Genomic DNA, 18,604 nt, shown 5'->3' on the forward strand with positions numbered 1-18,604 from the left:
TGTACATTTACTTAAAACTGTAATTCAATGTTGAAAGATGTTTTATACCTCAAAATAGCGAATTCTGTCACGGAGCAGATCAAAAGTGAGACCCTGCAATTTGGAGACAGGCTACCCTCGTTGAGGAGCGCCCAAAAACTTTACAATGTCAGCCTGAATACAGTAAAACAGGCTTATATGGAACTAGAAAGCCGTTCTTTGGTTGAGTCTCGTCCTAAATACGGATATTATGTAAGCCAAACTTCGCAACGAAAGTTGGCATTGCCTTCTATCACCCAAATGAAAGTGTCAGAAGGGAAAAATACACCACAAGATCTTATTGATAAAGTGTTTGGAACGATTGGAGGAACAGACGTTACGCAGTTTGCATTGGGTATTCCCGGGAAAAGCCTTCTTCCGGTAGCCAAGATGAAAAAATGTATGATTGATGTGATAAAGCGGAAAGGGGATAGTGGAACCAACTATGAACCGGTACAGGGAAGCGAATTGCTTCGCCGTGAAATTGCCAAATGGTCTATCGTAATGGAAGGGAGAATTACAGAAGATGATCTGGTGATTACCTCAGGAGCGATGAATGCTGTATACAATTGTTTAATGGCAGTAACACAGCCAGGAGATTCAGTAGCGGTGGAAAGTCCTGTTTATTTCGGAATCCTTCAGGCTATTCAGCTATTAGGATTGAGAGCTGTAGAAATTCCTACCCATCCCATTACAGGAGTAGATTTGGATGCCTTAAAAAAAGTGCTTCCCAATCTTTCAGCCTGTTGTTTTGTGGTGAATTATAATAATCCGCTGGGGTTTCAGATGCCGGATGAGAACAAGAAAGAACTGGTAAAAATGCTTACTGAGTATAATGTTCCTCTGGTGGAAGATGATGTTTATGGAAATATTTACTTCGGGGCTGGAAGACCTAAACCCTGTAAGTTTTATGATGAGGCGGGAATTGTAATGTGGACGGGATCGGTCTCTAAAACACTGGCTCCCGGATTTAGGGTAGGATGGGTAGCTCCCGGAAAATTTAAAGAAAAGATCATCCGTCAGAAATTGGTTCAAACGGTAAGTGGCCCTTCCTTATTTTCGGATGTGATTGCCGACTTCCTTGCTCATGGGCGTTACGATCATCATTTAAGGATGTTCAGGAAAAAGCTGTATGCTAATTATCTCCAGATTCAGAAGTCGGTAACACAGTATTTTCCGGATAATACCAAGATCTCAGAACCAAAAGGAGGGTTTATGTTGTGGCTGGAACTGGATAAAAGAATTTGTACCGAAGATTTATATGATGAAGCAGTCAGCCAGAAAGTAAACTTTGCCCCGGGAAGAATGTTTTCACAATACAATCAGTACCAAAACTGTATGCGATTAAATTATGCCCTCGAATGGACAGACCGTGTAGAAAGCGATCTCGAAAAACTGGGAAAAATGATAAAAAACAGAATATAATATACCTAAGCGATGAATGATATTAATAATGAAGTAAAAATTATAGGCTATGAACCTCAGTATAAGGAAGCCTTTAAAACTTTAAACGAAGAATGGATCAAAACATTCTTTGTTATGGAATCCAGTGATTTTAAATTGCTTGATAATCCTGAAGAGCATATTATTGACAAAGGCGGATATATTGCTTTTGCTTTGCTGGATGGTGAAGCTGTAGGTACCTGCGCCTTGGTAAGAGCTCAGGAAGAACCTCTTGCTTTTGAATTGTCAAAAATGGCGGTAAGCCCTAAAGCACAGGGAAAGAAAATCGGTTATCTGTTGGGTAATGCTCTTGTAGAAAAAGCTAAAGCGTTAAAAGCCGAGAAAGTATTCCTGGAAACAAACTCTATATTGGTTCCTGCCATAAAGTTATATGAAAAACTAGGGTTTAAACATACTGAAATTACCAATCCGGGCTATGATCGTGTAGATGTACAGATGGAGCTTGATCTTAAGTCATAGGCAAAAAAAATATTGGAACTCGGATCATCATATCCTTGTTCCAATATCAAAATTTAAATCTAATTGTTTTACTGTTTTATTTCTTGATAAAAGCTTTGGTCAGAGATTTTTTACTTCCTTTAAGTTTAATAAAATACATTCCGGCAGGAAGCCCTTCAATATTGATTTTCTCATCATAATTTCCGTGGGAAGACTTTAGGCTTTTTGTGGTAATAAGTGACCCTTTAGTATCTATAATTTCTGCTTTAATTTCCTTATCTCCAGATTGATATCGGATGCTTACATAAGTAGATGCAGGATTGGGATAAATAATAAAATGATCTGTTGTTTCTTTTACTTCCTGAGTTGCCAAAGTTCCTTTTGAACATTCAGGGATTCTGTTTACACCATCAATTCCCCATGAAGACAGCACCGGAATACACAACCAGTTCAATACCGTTGGAAAATGATCTGTTTCTCTCGTTGTTGAGGTGTAATCATAGATTTTAAAACTATTTGAGGTATTAAGAGCATAAGTTGGAGATCCTGTGATGGTCATAGGATTGGCATTAGAGCTGGAATCAGTCAAGGAGTTTCCTGAAGTTTCATTACATGTCCAATTTGCCAATAACTGAGAATAATAAGGATGAGATGTTGTAATATCCTGGTTAGCCCAGTTCGCGATCACATCATTAGGAAGGGCAGATTTCCATATTCTTACGTCTTTGTAAGAAGCGGCAAGAGTCACTCCGTAAGTATTGGTTCCATCCTGATTTAATGTTAATGGAAGTACAGAATCTATATTTCCTATAGTACTCATTTTAGCAAAAGTTACAGGAACTCCGTCCTCATATAAGGTAACAAGACCATCTCTGTCAAAGCTCGCTGCAATATGTTTCCATTTATTAGTTTCCAATTTTCCACCAATAAGGTCAATTCGGTTGGTACCATCTGCAATATTCATTTTAAAAGTTTGTCCGGAGTAGCCGGAGAAGATAATCCCTTTGTTCTTTCCATTGGCCCAGTTTTTATTTCCAATAAATACAGGATCACTGGAATAGGCTGCATTGGGCTTTACCCAGAATTCAATAGTGAAATCCTGATTGGCTCCAAAATTAAATGGAGTTTGGTTGGCGGGCTTTGCATAAGCTCCTGCAGGAAGAGTAAGCTGATTAAAAGTCTTATTGGATTCCAGAATAGTTTTACTGATCTGTTGAGGGGTAAAACCGGGATTAGAATAAATCGTGAAAATATCCCGTTCAGAAAGATTTCCGCCACCGTGGGAAGTATCTGTTGCGCCATGATCTGTTGTTAAAACAACCATCCAATCCTCATTATTGTAGGTGGATCTGTTTTTCATAGCATTCACAATCTCTCCAATGTAAGCATCCGTAGTCTGAATAGAAGAAACATACTGGGGAACAGCAGAAGAAAACCCATACGAATGACCAGCATGATCTACATCATCAAAATCTACGAAAAGGATATCAGGATTATCATTCTGTAAAGCATTTACAGCCGCATTTTTTACGGCAAGATCGCTTCCTAAGTTAGATTTTATATCTGCATTCTTTACAATTTTGTCGTTGATTGGAGCCCAATTGGCAAGGGAAATCGTTCTAAGATTAGGATTATAATTTTCTGCTCTGGTTAGAAAATCAGGATAATTCACATAATTTGGGTTGGTAAAATTATTGTCCTGTACATTATGTTTAGTATGCCATACACCGGTAAGCATGGTACTCCAGCCATTTCCACTCCAGGTTGTGGCAGCACATAATCCATCAAGAGAATAAATGGACCGGCTGATGAGGTTTTGGATGTTAGGTGTGTTGGTAGACATCATTACATCTGCACGACAACCGTCAATACCAATAAAAAGAACTTTTTTGGTTTGGGCACCAAGGAAACAGCTTATTACAACTGCCATTGAGAATAGTTTTGCTTTCATGGGATAAAAGATTTAGAACATTAAAATTTTACAAAGAGTAATTTATTTTTTATTATTTGTAAAATTAATTTACTATTTGTAAACATATGTAAACTGAAAATTAATTAATTGATAATTAAAAACTTCCTTTGAAATTGAAACGCGGATAACTTAAAACTGTTTACAACTATAAGTCTATTAATGTTTTAATACTTAATTTGTTTTTAAGTAAAATACTTTGTGCTAGAAGTATGCTTAAGAAGTGGGAGGATTTTGAAGTTGACAAATATTCAAATTTTCATTCTAATCTTATAGATGGATTTTAGATTTGAGATTCTTCGCTCCATTTCATTTCGCTCAGAATGACAGTGGGTCAATTGTAATATTGGGCAAAGCGACAGTCGAAAGCGTAATAATTCCCCTTCTCTGAAGGGGTGGTTTCAAAAAGACACAAATGCTCTCATTAGAAAACATTTGTGCCATAAGTATTAAAAAAGAAGTATCTAAAGAATTCCCTCAGCTTCGGAAATCGTATTGAAAATATAATCAGGTTCAGCCTTTTCCAGCGCTGTTCTGTTTTGAGCTCCGGAAAGCACTGCGACAGTGAGTCCACAACCGGCATTTTTGCCCTCTTCAATATCGATCACGGAATCTCCGGCTTTTAAAACCTTTTCAGGTTCCAGGATATTAAATTTTTTCATAGCCAGATTGATCATTTCCGGACTCGGCCTGCTTTCTGAAACATCATCAGCGGTGATTAAGGCGTCAAAGTGTATATTTTCTTTCCACTGCAGTTTATCCAAAAGCTGTTGAGCGATTTCATAGGTATAACCGGTATTCAGAACCACTTTTTTATGCTTAGCTTTCATTTTAAGGAGAAAATCTTCCGTTCCGTTGATAGGTTTTACCTCAAGATTCTGATAAGCATCCTTTAGTTTTCCAGAGAAGTTTTCAAAAATAGCAGCAGCATCTTCTTCATTTCCATTGATTTCTTTTAATAAGCTTGTAATAGCTTCCAGTTTTTCCATTCCGGCACAGGTGATAAGTACCTGTTCCAACTTAACTTCATAACCATGTTCATTAACAGCTTTAGTTAGCGTTTTATACACTACATTATCTTCATTCACTGTAGTTCCGGCCATATCCAGAACCAATAATTCTATATTTTTCATTGAAATTTATGCGTAAATTTTTTCTATGTTAAACTTAGAGAAGCCTCCGCTTCCTGTCATTCCTTTTCCACCGATACCCGTTACAATATGAATGTTCGGAGAGGGACTGTGTTCAAAAATATCCTTTGTTTTGCATTGAGAATATACTCCAAACCATCTTCTCTGGATTTCATAAGTGGGAAGATCAATGATTTTCTTAGCTTCAAGAATCATAAATTCATCAATTTCCATATTAAGGTCAAAGCCAAGATCGTCTGCATTTTTAGCACTAGCGTATTCGTGGGAATCTCCAAGAATGATAGAACCATCTAATGCCTGCTTGAACAGGATGTGAACTCCATATTTCTTTTCAAATGAATTCGGATCTTCTAATGATTTGATTTTCTGAAAAGAAGGACATTCACTAAAAGACTCATATCTTCTGATAGAAAGCCCTGTCAGAATGTTTCCCTGAAGAGAATAAATTCCCTGAGGCTTAGTTTGAAGCATCTGAAGCTTGCTTACTTCCAAATCACTTTCATTGAATACATTAGGATATAATGTTTTGAACTCATGTCCACCACAAATAATGATCTTCGAAGCCATATATTCTTCTCCATCCGCAGTAATAGCGGTACATTTCTGATCGTCTTCATGCGTTTCAACAACCGTAGTATTGTAAATGATTTGTAAACCCATTTTTTCCTGTAAAAGCTTGTGAAGTTTTACAATCATATCTGCTGAATCTACAGAAAGCTCCTGAGGGAAGAATAATCCACCTTTACAGTAATCGGAACGAAGGCCGTCAAACTTCTTGATGCAGTCACTTTTGGAGAATAAAACTGATTCATAATCATTATTTCTGTTGATCTCGTACAGTTCTTCAATAAGCTGAAGTTCCTCATCATTGGATGCGATATAAACAGAGCCGTTTTGCCTGATCGTAAGATCAGCCTGATTATGAAGTTCATTATATATTGCGAGACTTTCTCTTCCGAAGTTTTGCCATTTAAGATCCATTCCGGAAGGAACTACCTGTCCGAAATTTCTTACCGTGGCACCCTGAGGAACAGAATTTCTTTCCAGTAAAGCTACTTTAAGATTTTTCTTCAGGGCATGATAAGCATGGAATGTTCCTAAAATCCCACCTCCCACAACGAGTAAATCAAATTTTGTTGTCATTGTACTATAATTTATAAGATTTTCGAAGTATCGAAATTGATGTATTGATTAGAATTTGAATTAGGTTTTGCTTTTTTTCTAAATGCCAGAAAGGCAATGATTGAAAGAATTAAAACACTGATAGTAATAATATAATTTAAACTGATATAAAAGCTAAGCCAGGAAGTCTGGGACGATCCAAAATTCTTATAAAGAAGGATCAAAACGCTCCCCAGGTATCCAAAAGAATCTACAATATAGATCAGAAAGCCTACATTTCCTTTAATATCAAAGGCTGCAATCATTCTGTCAAAGTAAATTCCGTTAAAAGGAATATAACAGATATACATTCCAAAGCCGGAAACGGTCATCCATAAAAATGGAGATAATGTATTCTGTTGGAATAAATAAGTGGAAAGCCCTACTGTCAGAATTCCTGCAAAAAGAATGTAATGATAGTAAGCAAAAGCCTTTTTGTTATTTTTTACTTTCACCATGAAACTCATGATGAGAAGAACCATGATGGCAATCGGGATTTCTGTAAGGGTAAAAATAGAACTGTCAAAGCTAAAATGAAGTCCATCCCAGATCTCACGGTTGAAATTATCTCTGAAATCTCTTAAAACAGTAAGACAGATGTAAAGAAAAATAATACAGACAATAGGAATGAAGAATTGCTGAATAAGCGCTTTTCTTTCCGTTCCGTTCAAAGGCTGTCTTTTGCTTTTAAGCATAACATCTTCCTCACTGGGCTTGGGGATTCTTTCTAAAAGGATTCCAAAAAGAAATAATGGAATAATAAAAATCAATCCTGCTGAGAAAGGCATCCAGAATTCTGAAACAGAAAAAGTATCCATCAAAAACTTTCCTACAGACTTGGTGAATCCTGAAGAAACCACAAAGCTTGAGCAAAGGAAAAGCCCGATAATTTCTGTTGTTTTACGGCCTTCAATATATGAAAAGACAATCCCCCAGATCATTCCCAACGGAATCCCGTTTAGAAACATAAAAAGAATGTTGTAAGGAGCAGGAACTACCGCAAATCCTAATAAGGAAAGCTCTGCGATGGCAATAAAAGAAAATAGATAAGTCAGTCTTTTCGTTGGTTTTAATTCGGAAATAAATTTAATTCCAACAAACTTGGAAATAAAATATCCTACAGCCTGTGCGATGATAATCAGGATCTTATAATCCACTCCAAAATAGGAGAGCCCTTCAAAAGAAGCTACGGTAAAAGGTTTTCTGAAACCGTACATGCAGAAGTAGACACCAAAGGCAGCAAAGGCAGCCTTCAGTGTTACTAATGTTTTTGTATTGATCGTTCTGGCCATGGTGATGGTTTAGAAGTTTAATTTTATTCCAAGGTTACATCTTACTCCATAATATTCTACCTGTTCAGGACGGTCTTCACTTTTTCCGAAGTGGTAGATCAGAGGTTTATTCAGAATATTATTGATATCCATATATAGTCCCAGATTTTTGGTAAACTGATAAGATCCCCCAAAGTCTAAGCTACTGTATTTCCCATAGTAAGAATCATTGATGTCATCTTCAGCATATTCAACCGCATATTTTCCTTTATAATTGTAGGCCAGTCTGGCATTGAATCCCTTTTGCTCATAGAATAGCTGGATGTTATACAACTCTTTAGCCTGATAAGGAAGGGCAACTTTTCTTCCGCTTGGTTTTTCCATTTCTGAAGTCATAAACGTTGCGTTGACCTGAGCTCCGAAATATTTAAGGAAGCCTGGCAGGAAATCAAATCTTTTGGTAATACCTAATTCAAGACCTCCCAGCCATGCTGCACTACCGTTATTAGGAGCAGAAAACTGTACCCCGTTCATTCCATTATAGTTTCCAATAAAAGAATCCTGAAAAATGGGGTCTGTAATGGATTTATAAAAAACACCACCACTCAGAATCCCGACATTTGAAAAATAATATTCTCCCATCAGGTCAAAATTCAAAGAATAGGTAGGATTAAGGTTGGGATTTCCTCCTTTGAATGCATTATCAGCTTCAATATAAGTTCCGCCAGGAGTCAGATCTCCGAAGTTAGGCCTTGAAAAAGTTCTTGTTGCTGCAAAACGAAGATTGGTCTTATCGTTTAAGGCATATTTCAGATGAATCATTGGAAGAACAGCCAGATAATTTTTAGTATGCTCAACTGGTGTTAGCACATCATCAACCACATTATATCCTTTTACCTTTGTATTGGTATTCGATAATCTGATTCCTCCTAAAAAGGTAATTTTATCATTCAGTTTGTAAGTGGCCATCCCGTATGCATCCGCATGTTTTTCAAAAACATCAAAGTTTCTTCCTAGTGCCTTATTGTATTCCAAAGCTTCGGAATCAGTGGTGTTGATCTTTAAATTTCCTTGATTATCATACCAGAACTGGTTCATTCCTCCTGTAGAAAGTACGGGTCCGAATGTATTTCCGATATGAGCATTCATTTCACTTAAATACTTTCTTCCGTTAGGCTGAGTCGTAATATATTGGGCGTAATCAGATAACAGAGGTGCCGTTCCGTTGCTCCAGTTGTAGAAAATATCAGAGAATTTAGCATTACGTTCCTTATCCCTGTATTTGAAACCATACTTTATCGTTAGGTTATCAGAAGCATTAATTTCATGATTAAAAGCTGCTACAATCTTATCTTTTTCTTCTACAAATACTTTATAAAATTCCAGATCAGTAAATCTCATCTGAGTAGCATCCATTTTAAAATCGGGATTGCTGTAGAAACCGAATAAAGCATCCGGATTTTTATAATCTAATTTTCCACCATCAGCTTTCCAGTAGGCTCTTGGCCCATTTCCACGGTCAGCTATATAATCTGGGTTGATGCCTACTCCAGATTGGGTATATTTAATGACATAATAAGAATTGTTCTGTTTATCAGGAATATTTCCATATTTAAACTGGTTATCATAATATGAAAGATCCCAATCAATTTTTCCTTTATTTAAATTATGAACTCCACCTAATGAAACAGAAGTAAGTTCTGTAATCAGTAAGTTGTGAATGTTTTGAAGCTCCACTCTTGCCGTATTATTGGCAGCACTGAACTTATCAAATCGTACTCTGTGTTTGTAATGGGTTTCATCATCAGATAATGTTCCATACATTCCCTTCAGATACAAAGTGTTTTTTGGGGAAAGGACATATTCGAAAGCAGCATTAATTCCGGTAGTTTTTCTTACCCCGTTATAATCACGCAGTTCCATTCTGAAAACGCCTTCATCACCACTTCTTCTTGCTTCGAAATTATCCGTTGACCAGTTTCTGATGAAATGGGCAAAATTGAATAAATACCCGAATTTTTTATCCTTTGTTCTCCCTCCATACAAGAATCCAAGATTATAGACTCCTTTGTCTGCTTTGGCATTGTAACCACTTCCTAATGTTGCTTTAAACTCCGTTTTCATAGGTGGAGTTTTCGTAATAAAGTTTACTCCGCCACCAATTCCGTCGGCTTCAATATCAGGAGTAAAAGATTTATTGACATGTACATAAGAGATCAGTTCTGTTGGAAAGAAGTCAAAAGCAGTAGCTCTGGAAGTCGTTTCCTCTTCTGCTGTAGGAAGTCTGTTTCCATTGATGGTGGTAGATGCCCAGAATGGAGGAAGTCCTCTTAGAGAAACAAATCTTCCCTCTCCCTGATCCCTTTCAATAGAAACTCCCTGGACGCGCTGTACGGTTTCCGCTGCATTTCTGTCCGGTAGTTTTCCGATTCCGTCAGAAGCAATGACATTGGTAATGTTAATTGCATTTTTCTGTAGATTTAAGGCTCTTGCCTCGGTATTCTTTAAAGTTCCGGTAACCACTACTTCATCAATATTCTTCCTCGGTTGAGATAGCTTTATGGTTCCAAGATCTGTAGTCTCGTCAGATTTTAAATTAACCGTAATATTCGTTGTAGCATAACCAATGTAGCTAATTTGTAGGTTGTATTCACCTTCTTTGATATCATTGATTGTAAACTTTCCGTCAACATCCGTGGTTATGTTTTTGGATAAACCTTTTATTTTAACGGTCGCACCGGGGAGCGGCTGGTTGTCATCAAGAACAGTTCCTATAATTAACTGCTTTTGCGCTGAAACAAAAGTGATGAAACAGACAGAAGCAAGGGTAAGTATTTTCTCTAAATTTGTTTTCATTTTTACATATATTAAATTTTTTATGCAAATCACGCTAATAATTTTAATATATATAAATATTTTGTATTAAGTATTATTTAACAAATCAAGCCGGTTTATTACCCAAATTTTACTTTCCAAACATGTATCGAGAAGAAAAGCAAATAAATTGTGGTTTTTATAAGTGTTTTATTTTTAAGGTGTTATAGCTCTGTTGAGAACTGGTTTTCTGAATCAGTATTTTCTGTTGAAATGGAGTTTTTGATTAACATACCGTTCATTTTAAGCCAAAATAAGAAAACCAAAAGTTTACAAATAGTAAACTTTTTGATGGGATATAATTGTGTAGATACTGATAAAATATATTTTTTGCCATGAATACCTTAATAAAATCAACAATGCATAGCTCTAAAAACTATGTATCTGTGTGGTTGAAAAAAAATAACCACATAGGCGCATAGAATAAAATTATTCGTGTATTCGTGGCTAAAAATTCTGTGTAATATGAGGATCTAAGCAGTATAAAAATAAAGAACAAGCATCACGCAGCTTTCATGACTGATGCTTACCGGAACGTGCGGAAACTTTCCATTGAAGTATAGAGAATCGCCTTCTTTCATGATGACTTCTTCATTATCAATGATGTATTTTACTTCTCCTTTCAGAATATATTTGAATTCCCAGGCATCTGTAATAACTTTTTCCCTTTTAGAATTGGGTTCAAGAGTTAGCAATACTGCTTCAAATCCTAAAGAATGAAGACTTTTGCTGAAGATATGCATATATTTAAAGCCTTCAGCTTCAACCTCTTTTTCTATAACCTGCTGGCTTTCTTTAGGAACATAAATGAATTTTGCATTGGACTTTTTTTCCACTCCTTCAAAGAAATAACTGGCATCAATATCCAGTGATTGAATCAGGTCCAGTAAAACAGGAAGCGAAGGAATTGTTCTTCCATTTTCAATACGGGAAACAAGACCGTTGCTTACATTAGCTCTAAAAGCCAGTTCGTTAATGGTCAGGTTGTTTTTTTTTCTAATATCCTTTAATCTCTTTCCGATTCCTATTAAAAAGTCATTCATGTTGTAGTCAATGAAAAGCAAAGGTAGTATTATTCTATATAGGTTGTATGGCAAAAAGAGGAATTCACAAAAAGGTAAAATTGTAAAAAAGTGAAAAAATAAAAACGTATGGCTCTCAAGCTGAGTAATTATGTTGTTTTTTTACGATGGTAAGAGTAAGCCTCGCTCAACATAGAATATGGAGCCTATTGCTGAGTGAAACGCTTTTGCGAATATTTTATAAGCATCATTTTTAAGATTCTTTGCGTACATAGCATTAAAAAAACAATGAATAATCTTCAGCTCTACATTGTTCTAAAGAAACATCCAGCTTCCAGTCTCCCTCTTCCAGTCTAAAAAAGCTTTTCCTTCCAATGCTTTTATCCCAATAAAATTTCACTATTTTTGTAAAACTCCTTATTTCATTTATGAAAAAAATAATTCTTATCGAAGACGAAACCAGTGTAGTATCTTTCATTAAAAAAGGACTTCAGGAAAACGGATATGAAATTTCTGTGGCTTTTGACGGCCGTACGGGGGTACAGCTGGTACAGGCTAATGATTTCGATTTGGTTATTTTAGATATTATGTTGCCGGAAATGAATGGATTAGATGTCTGTAAGGAGATCAGAAAAACCAATCAGAGTGTTCCGATTTTATTTTTAACAGCTTTAGGAACTTCTGAAAATATTGTGTTGGGATTAGAAAGTGGGGGCGATGATTATTTAGTAAAACCGTTCAAATTTATTGAGTTGGTTGCCCGTGTAAAATCTCTTCTGAGAAGAAGCCATAATAACGGGCCACAAGAAATTTCGGAACCAGAACCGGATAATGAACATGTATTTCAATTTTCAGATTTAACGGTCAATGATTATACGAAGAAGGTAACCCGCGCAGGAGAAGAAATTACATTGACTTCTACAGAATATAAATTGTTGGTGTATTTCCTTAATAACCCTGAAAAAGTAATTTCCAGAGCTGAAATCTTAGATGCGGTCTGGGGTGTAAATTATGAACTGGGAACCAATGTGGTAGATGTGTATGTGAATTATCTGAGGAAAAAATTGGATAGTCATGATGATAATAAACTGATTCATACTGTGATAGGAATGGGTTATGTTCTGAAAAAAGCATAAAGGATGTTTAACAAAGTGATTACAAATCAGACCAAAACGATGGTGCTTTTAATGTTGGTTTTTACCGTCATTATTTTATTGTTCAGTGGTTTGGTTTATTTTTCAATCGTTAATTTTTCCCACCAGAGGTTTTATGAACTCTTAAAAATCCGTACGGCCACTATTGTTCAGATAGAAAAGAGTAAAGATCATCTGGATCTTCCTGAAAATTATATTCTCAGCAATCTGAATGACGAGGAACTTCCGATGGAAAAAGATTATGTTTTTGCCGTTCCAACAGATTCTAATTTCAAAAAAATCTCTCAGGAAGTTCATATTCCCGATTATTTCTTTAAAAATGTTCTTAAAAAAGGAGAGGATAATTATAATGATAAGGAGTTCTATTACATCGGGCAGAGCTTTAAATATGATGATAAAGATTATATTGCTATTGCTTCAGCCAAAAACCATTATGTAATTTACTACCTTGGATTTTTAAAAAGAACACTGCTTACCTGTATTGTGCTCTCTTTGTTTTTCAGTATGATATTCTCTTTTTATCTGTCTAAAACATTATTTAAGCCGATCCTGAAAATAACAGGAAAAGTAAAAGAGATCAGTTCAGAAAATCTTCATTTAAGACTAGAGCCACAGCCTGATAATAAAGAACTTAATGAATTAGTAGACACATTCAACGGGATGCTCAACCGTATTGAAACTTCTTTTGAAACCCAGAATCATTTGATCGGAAATGTTTCCCATGAATTACGAACTCCTCTTACTTCGATTATGGGAGAAGCCGATGTTGCTCTTTCTATAAGCAGAACACCCGAAGAATATAAAGAAACCCTTGAAATCATTCTGGATGAAGCGGAAAAGCTTGACAGAAAGATTAAAGCCTTATTGATGATCGCACAAACCGGGTTTGACGGTAAGATCCAGAAAATGGATAAAGTAAGAATGGATCAGCTACTTTGGGACGTTATTGAAACCCTGAGAAAAATTGATGCCAGAAACAATATCTATCTGGATATCAGTATGCTTCCCGATAATCCTAAAAAACTGAAAGTACAGGGGAATGAGCAGCTTCTACATCTTGCCGTTGCCAATATTATCAGTAACGGCTGTAAATATTCTAATTTCCAGCAGGTGAAAGTTTCCTTGGGGGCTACAGATGCAGACGTTTATATTATTGTAAAAGATAATGGGATTGGAATTCCTCAATCGGAGATGAACAAAATCTATGACCCGTTTTTCAGGGCATCCAATACTAATAATTATGAAGGTTATGGGATTGGACTTCCTCTGGCCAGAAACATTGTAAGAATGCATCACGGTGAATTGATCGTTACTTCCAGTGAGAACGAAGGAACTACCGTACAGATGCGCTTTCCTAACTTTTACAGCACACAAAAAGAGACCGTGTAAATCTAAATATATAAAGTAATCAAAAAATTTTCTTGAAGTGTTTTAGATTGATGTTTCAATGTTAATGATCTTCTAAAAATCCATAACCTACGGTTTTATCATTTTTTACTTTACCATAAGTCTATGTAGTTAGAAAAATTAAACCACATAGATGCATAGAATGTTTCTTTTAAAATATGCACTTGCTGAAAATCTTTGATTTTCTTGCGCCTTAAAGGCAACTTATTATTTATAACCTTTGCGCCTTTGCGTTCCCCAAAAAATATTCATTATGCTGGAGAAACGCAAAGGCGCAAAAGAATTTTATATGGTATGTGTTTTTAAGGCGCAAAGATTTTATCTGCGATAAAATTTAATCATATTGTTTTATTTTAATGACAATGAGTTTGTTAGGTAGCTTTGTTTGCTACAGATTTGTTCATATTAATACCCCTTAACAATTTTCTAATCTCATTTTAATCTCTTTAATGACATTTTAATTCCGTTCCAAAGAACTTTTAATCTGACCGTTCTAGTTTTGTATCATCAAAAAAGATAAACACAATACAAAATAATAAGAACATGGCTAAAACAATTCTAATTGCAACAGATTACTCCCTTGAGTCATTAAACATATTAAAAAAAGTTCTAAGAGAAAAGGACGCTTCTGAAGATCAGAACCAATATAACATCCTTTTGGTTTCAGGATATGATTCAGGAGATTCTATCAGAGATCTTCTATTCAATACCAAGACAACCATTTTCAATAAGATCAGACCTGTGGAGTTTTGTGATGGCTATGAAATCATCAAGAATAAGTATCCTCATTTAGTTAATAAAATTATCTGCGACATCTTTACAGGTAGCTTTCAGAGAACCTTTAACCAATATGTGGAGGCTAATACTATTGAAGAAGCTTATTATTCTAGCTCTATTAAAAGTAAAGGTAAAGGAAAATTTGATCTTGTTCCTTATATCAAAAAATGCAAAGTACTTCAAGCTGGGGAAATTACCCTTGAAATTAAAGAAAGACTTCCGGAAAGAGGAAGGCTGGCAGAGATCTTTGTAGAGGTCTAATCATCATCAACACAATCTAAAAAAATAAAAAATGTTAAGGAATTATAGTAACAGCAGAACATTGGGAGACAATATCAGGTTGGGGACGCTGACTGCCTTTACGGCGGGTACTATAAATATTGCATCCCTACTCATATTTCTCTCTTTTACTTCCAACGTAACAGGTCATTATGCTATTTTGGCCGCAGAAATCAGTAAAGGAAACTGGTCTCAGGTAGCCATAATGGCAAGCTGGATCTTTTTATTCTTCTTCGGAAGTTTCCTGTCCAATTTTATTGTGATTAATTTCAACAGGAAGAGTAAGTATTTTGCTCACGCAATGCCTCTTGTATTGGAAATCTTATGTTTGTTTGGAGTAGGAGTGTATGGCCAATTATATTATCAAAAAACGTTGGCGGAAACAGAAGTTTTAGTAGCAATCATGCTTTTTGCCACAGGACTACAAAATGGTTTAACGGCAAGTATATCCAACTTCTCCGTTAAAACGACCCACCTTACAGGAACAACAACCGATTTAGGAATCCTGGTTTCTATGTTTACTCAAAAGAAATACAGAAAAAACGGTGAATTAATCGGAAGAGCAAAATTGCTGATGAGTATTATGGTAGCTTATGTATTAGGAGCTGTATTCTCAGGATTAACCTATTATTATCTGGAGTTTAGAGTATTCTATGTAATTAGCTTATGTCTTATGATTGTAATTGGATATGATGCTTATAAAATTCATGTAAGACACTTTAATACAAAGTACAGATACAACAGAATTTATAAAAAACCGAATCTTTTGGCTTATCTGTATGAAAAGATCCATGGGATTCCTAAAAGTAAAGAGAATAGAAAACTGGTCTTTGAAGACTAGGATTAGATACCTGGTGCAGGGTAAATATCACTATTAATTTTTTGTATAAACTAGCTGGTTCAATCCTCTATTGATGTAAATGCAATAGGGGATTGTTCTCTATGAAATGCTAATATCACAAACAGTTTGGAGCAGAATTTGCAGAAAGCTGTATTGTTGAAATGTTGATAATTAAATATTAATTCCCGTTTTTAATGTTTTAATTCCCATTTTCATTGACTATTTTTGTAAGTTGATTTACGTTTTTATGTCAGATATTATTCAGCTTTTACCGGATCATGTAGCCAACCAAATTGCGGCAGGAGAGGTGGTGCAGAGACCTGCATCCATCGTGAAGGAACTTTTGGAAAATGCTATAGATGCAGATGCAACGAAGATTGAACTGATTATCAGGGATTCCGGGAAAAATCTTATCCAGGTCGTAGATGACGGAAAAGGAATGTCCGAAACAGATGCCAGACTTGCATTTGAAAGGCATGCTACCTCCAAAATCAGAGGAACAGAAGATATCTTTAAGATCTCAACAAAAGGATTCCGCGGAGAAGCGTTAGCTTCTATTGCTGCCGTTTCACAGGTGGAGCTGAGAACAAAACAAAAGGAGGCTTCCATTGGAACCAACATATATATTGAAGGTGGAGTTTTCCAGTTTCAGGACCCTATACAGACTGCAGAAGGATCCAACTTCCTGGTAAAGAATCTTTTTTATAATGTTCCTGCCAGAAGAAAGTTTCTGAAAAATAATAATATTGAATTCAGACACGTTATTGATGAATTTCAGCGTGTTGCGCTGGCACATGAGGGGTTAGAATTCTCATTGTTTCATGATGATGAAGCCGTTTTCAGATTAAGAAAAGGAAGCCAGATGCAGCGTATTGTAGATGTTTTCGGAAGAAAATTACAACCGCTTTTGATTCCTATCAAGGAAGATATTATCTGGTGTAAACTTCACGGATTTGTGGCCAAACCTGAAGGTGCTAAAAAAGCAAGAGGTGAACAGTTTCTTTTCGTAAACGGGAGATATTTCAAGAGCCCATATTTCAATAAAGCGGTGCAGGAAGCCTTTGAAGGTCTTCTTCAGCCCGGATATGTTCCATCATTTTTCCTTTATCTGGAAATGGATCCGGAGAAAATAGATGTCAATATTCATCCGCAGAAAACAGAGGTGAAATTTGAAGATGAACATCTTATTTTCGCTCTGCTTCGTTCCACAATCAAGAGATCATTGGGAATCTATAATGTTTCTCCAAGCCTGGATTTCGACAGAGATCCGGAATTGGATGAGATGATGAACAAGCCCATTCCAAGCAAAGGAAACGGTGGCGGAAGTGGCGTTATCAAAATGCCTGAGATTATTGTAGATAGGGATTATAATCCGTTTTTGGAAGAAAAAAATGTAGTACACCCCGAAGAAATTCAGAATCTGACTGAAATGTACCATCAGAATATTTCCGCAGAGCCTTCAAAGATCAATCTTTTTGAAGATGAAGACTTTGATGAAGATTTGATGAGACTTCCTAACGGGTATTGGTTATTCAATAAAGGAGATGTTACCCTGATGCTTGATTTGGGAAGAATGCATAGATTACTGGTTTCAGAAAATAATAAAACAACCAGGAAAACAAATACAGGTACAAACAGTCATGCTTTGCTTTTCTCCCTGGAGTATCATATGAACGAGATTGAGAAAAGTAAATACGAATCCATCAAAAAATATCTTCCTGAACTTGGGTTTGACATGAAAATTGCTCATGAAAGTGTACTGAGAATAGATTCACTTCCGGAAGGACTGAAAGAAACGCAGGCGATGAAGTTCCTGGAAAACCTTTTCGAGATTCTTGATTATAAAACAGAAGGCGAGTTTATGCAGTATTATCATAACCAATGGAGCAAAATGCATTCGAAGTCAAGATTTGACTTTATTTATAAAAAAGATGCGGAACAGGTTATCAAAGACTTTACAGCATTAGGCTTCCCCGAGTTTTTGCCAGATGGGAAGAGATGTTTCTATGAAGTTCCGTTTAATGATTTTAAAAACAAATTTTAAAAAATATGTTTAACAATATACCACCCATTACAAGGAATATTATCATTATCAATGTAATCGTATTCATCGTTACTTCTTTAATGGGGAATCAAGTTATTGAATATCTTGCCGGGTTTTATCCCTTTTCTCCTTACTTCCATTCATGGCAGGTGATTACTCACATGTTTATGCACGGAAGTATTATGCACATTTTATTTAATATGATGACCCTCTTTAGTTTTGGTCCTATTCTGGAACAAACACTTGGAGAAAAAAAATACCTTATACTGTACTTTTTAAGTGGTCTGGGTGCCTTCTTCCTGTTTAATTTATGGAATTTTGTTGAAGCTCAACAACTTTCCAGCGAATTACAACAGCTAGGCTTTAATGTAGATGCTTATATGTCCGGAGCAAGTGTGCAATTTGCAGGGAATGCAGATGCTATTCTGAAGCAGAGAGATTTATTAGAAAGTTTAAAAGCTATTGTAGCAACCCCTATGGTAGGTGCTTCCGGAGCTATTTTCGGAGTAGTAGCTGCTTTTGCAACATTATATCCGGATTCAAAAATTGGAATTATGTTTATTCCAGTTCCGATTAAAGTAAAATATTTATTACCTATTATTGTCGTTATTTCTATTTATTTGGGGGTTTCCGGTAATGGAGGTGGAATTGCTCACCTTGCACACGTTGGTGGAGCTTTGGTTGGTTGGCTGCTGGCAAGGATTTGGAAGAAGCATTTATATAGATTCAATTAA

14 protein-coding genes are annotated in these 18,604 nt (G+C 35.9%); 8 read left to right on the forward strand and 6 right to left on the reverse strand.

Features of this window, described 5'->3' with window-relative positions; translation table 11 throughout:
* Window positions 1–27: 27 nt before the first annotated feature.
* Window positions 28–1,443 (forward strand): aminotransferase-like domain-containing protein, encoded by a 1,416-nt coding sequence (locus tag NBX25_RS01870; RefSeq protein ID WP_123909582.1) that lies wholly within the window; start codon window positions 28–30, stop codon window positions 1,441–1,443.
* A gap of 12 nt (window positions 1,444–1,455) precedes the next feature.
* Window positions 1,456–1,941, forward strand: a complete 486-nt coding sequence (locus tag NBX25_RS01875; RefSeq protein ID WP_123909583.1) for a GNAT family N-acetyltransferase — start codon at window positions 1,456–1,458, stop codon at window positions 1,939–1,941.
* A 76-nt stretch (window positions 1,942–2,017) separates the two neighbouring features.
* Here the strand turns inward: NBX25_RS01875 and NBX25_RS01880 are convergent, their stop codons facing one another.
* The 6 genes from NBX25_RS01880 to NBX25_RS01905 all read right to left on the reverse strand — a co-directional run bounded on the left by NBX25_RS01880 (window position 2,018) and on the right by NBX25_RS01905 (window position 11,389).
* Window positions 2,018–3,850, reverse strand: a complete 1,833-nt coding sequence (locus tag NBX25_RS01880) for an alkaline phosphatase family protein (RefSeq protein WP_250252602.1) — start codon at window positions 3,848–3,850, stop codon at window positions 2,018–2,020.
* Between the two features lie 503 nt (window positions 3,851–4,353).
* Complete coding sequence (locus NBX25_RS01885; RefSeq protein ID WP_250252605.1) at window positions 4,354–5,022, reverse strand: HAD-IA family hydrolase; 669 nt, start codon at window positions 5,020–5,022, stop codon at window positions 4,354–4,356.
* Window positions 5,023–5,028: 6 nt separating this feature from the next.
* Window positions 5,029–6,183: a TIGR03364 family FAD-dependent oxidoreductase gene (locus tag NBX25_RS01890; RefSeq protein WP_123858343.1), complete on the reverse strand. Its 1,155-nt coding sequence runs from the start codon at window positions 6,181–6,183 to the stop codon at window positions 5,029–5,031.
* Between the two features lie 11 nt (window positions 6,184–6,194).
* Complete coding sequence (locus tag NBX25_RS01895) at window positions 6,195–7,493, reverse strand: DUF5690 family protein (protein ID WP_250252607.1); 1,299 nt, start codon at window positions 7,491–7,493, stop codon at window positions 6,195–6,197.
* A 9-nt stretch (window positions 7,494–7,502) separates the two neighbouring features.
* A complete protein-coding gene (locus tag NBX25_RS01900; RefSeq protein WP_250252609.1) occupies window positions 7,503–10,328 on the reverse strand; it encodes a TonB-dependent receptor in 2,826 nt (941 codons plus the stop codon).
* Window positions 10,329–10,819: 491 nt separating this feature from the next.
* On the reverse strand, window positions 10,820–11,389 hold the full coding sequence (locus NBX25_RS01905; protein WP_250252611.1) for a helix-turn-helix domain-containing protein: 570 nt from the start codon (window positions 11,387–11,389) through the stop codon (window positions 10,820–10,822).
* A gap of 407 nt (window positions 11,390–11,796) precedes the next feature.
* Here NBX25_RS01905 and NBX25_RS01910 point away from each other — a divergent pair, with 407 nt between their 5' ends.
* From NBX25_RS01910 to NBX25_RS01935, 6 genes are all read left to right on the forward strand, one after another.
* Window positions 11,797–12,504, forward strand: coding sequence for a response regulator transcription factor (locus tag NBX25_RS01910; protein WP_250252612.1), 708 nt, complete (start codon window positions 11,797–11,799; stop codon window positions 12,502–12,504).
* 3 nt (window positions 12,505–12,507) lie between these two features.
* Window positions 12,508–13,911 carry a sensor histidine kinase gene (locus tag NBX25_RS01915; protein ID WP_250252614.1) on the forward strand — a complete coding sequence of 468 codons (1,404 nt, stop codon included), beginning with the start codon at window positions 12,508–12,510 and terminating at the stop codon, window positions 13,909–13,911.
* 561 nt (window positions 13,912–14,472) lie between these two features.
* Entirely contained in the window at window positions 14,473–14,967 is a 495-nt protein-coding gene (locus NBX25_RS01920; protein WP_123909590.1) for a hypothetical protein, read from the forward strand.
* Between the two features lie 31 nt (window positions 14,968–14,998).
* Complete coding sequence (locus NBX25_RS01925) at window positions 14,999–15,826, forward strand: YoaK family protein (RefSeq protein ID WP_123909591.1); 828 nt, start codon at window positions 14,999–15,001, stop codon at window positions 15,824–15,826.
* 247 nt (window positions 15,827–16,073) lie between these two features.
* The gene (mutL, locus tag NBX25_RS01930) at window positions 16,074–17,870 is read left to right on the forward strand and encodes a DNA mismatch repair endonuclease MutL (protein ID WP_250252616.1); all 1,797 of its coding nucleotides are present in this window, start codon (window positions 16,074–16,076) and stop codon (window positions 17,868–17,870) included.
* A gap of 5 nt (window positions 17,871–17,875) precedes the next feature.
* Window positions 17,876–18,604, forward strand: a complete 729-nt coding sequence (locus tag NBX25_RS01935; RefSeq protein WP_250252618.1) for a rhomboid family intramembrane serine protease — start codon at window positions 17,876–17,878, stop codon at window positions 18,602–18,604.

It is taken from the genome of Chryseobacterium sp. Marseille-Q3244 (assembly GCF_940807095.1).
Classification (GTDB): domain Bacteria; phylum Bacteroidota; class Bacteroidia; order Flavobacteriales; family Weeksellaceae; genus Chryseobacterium.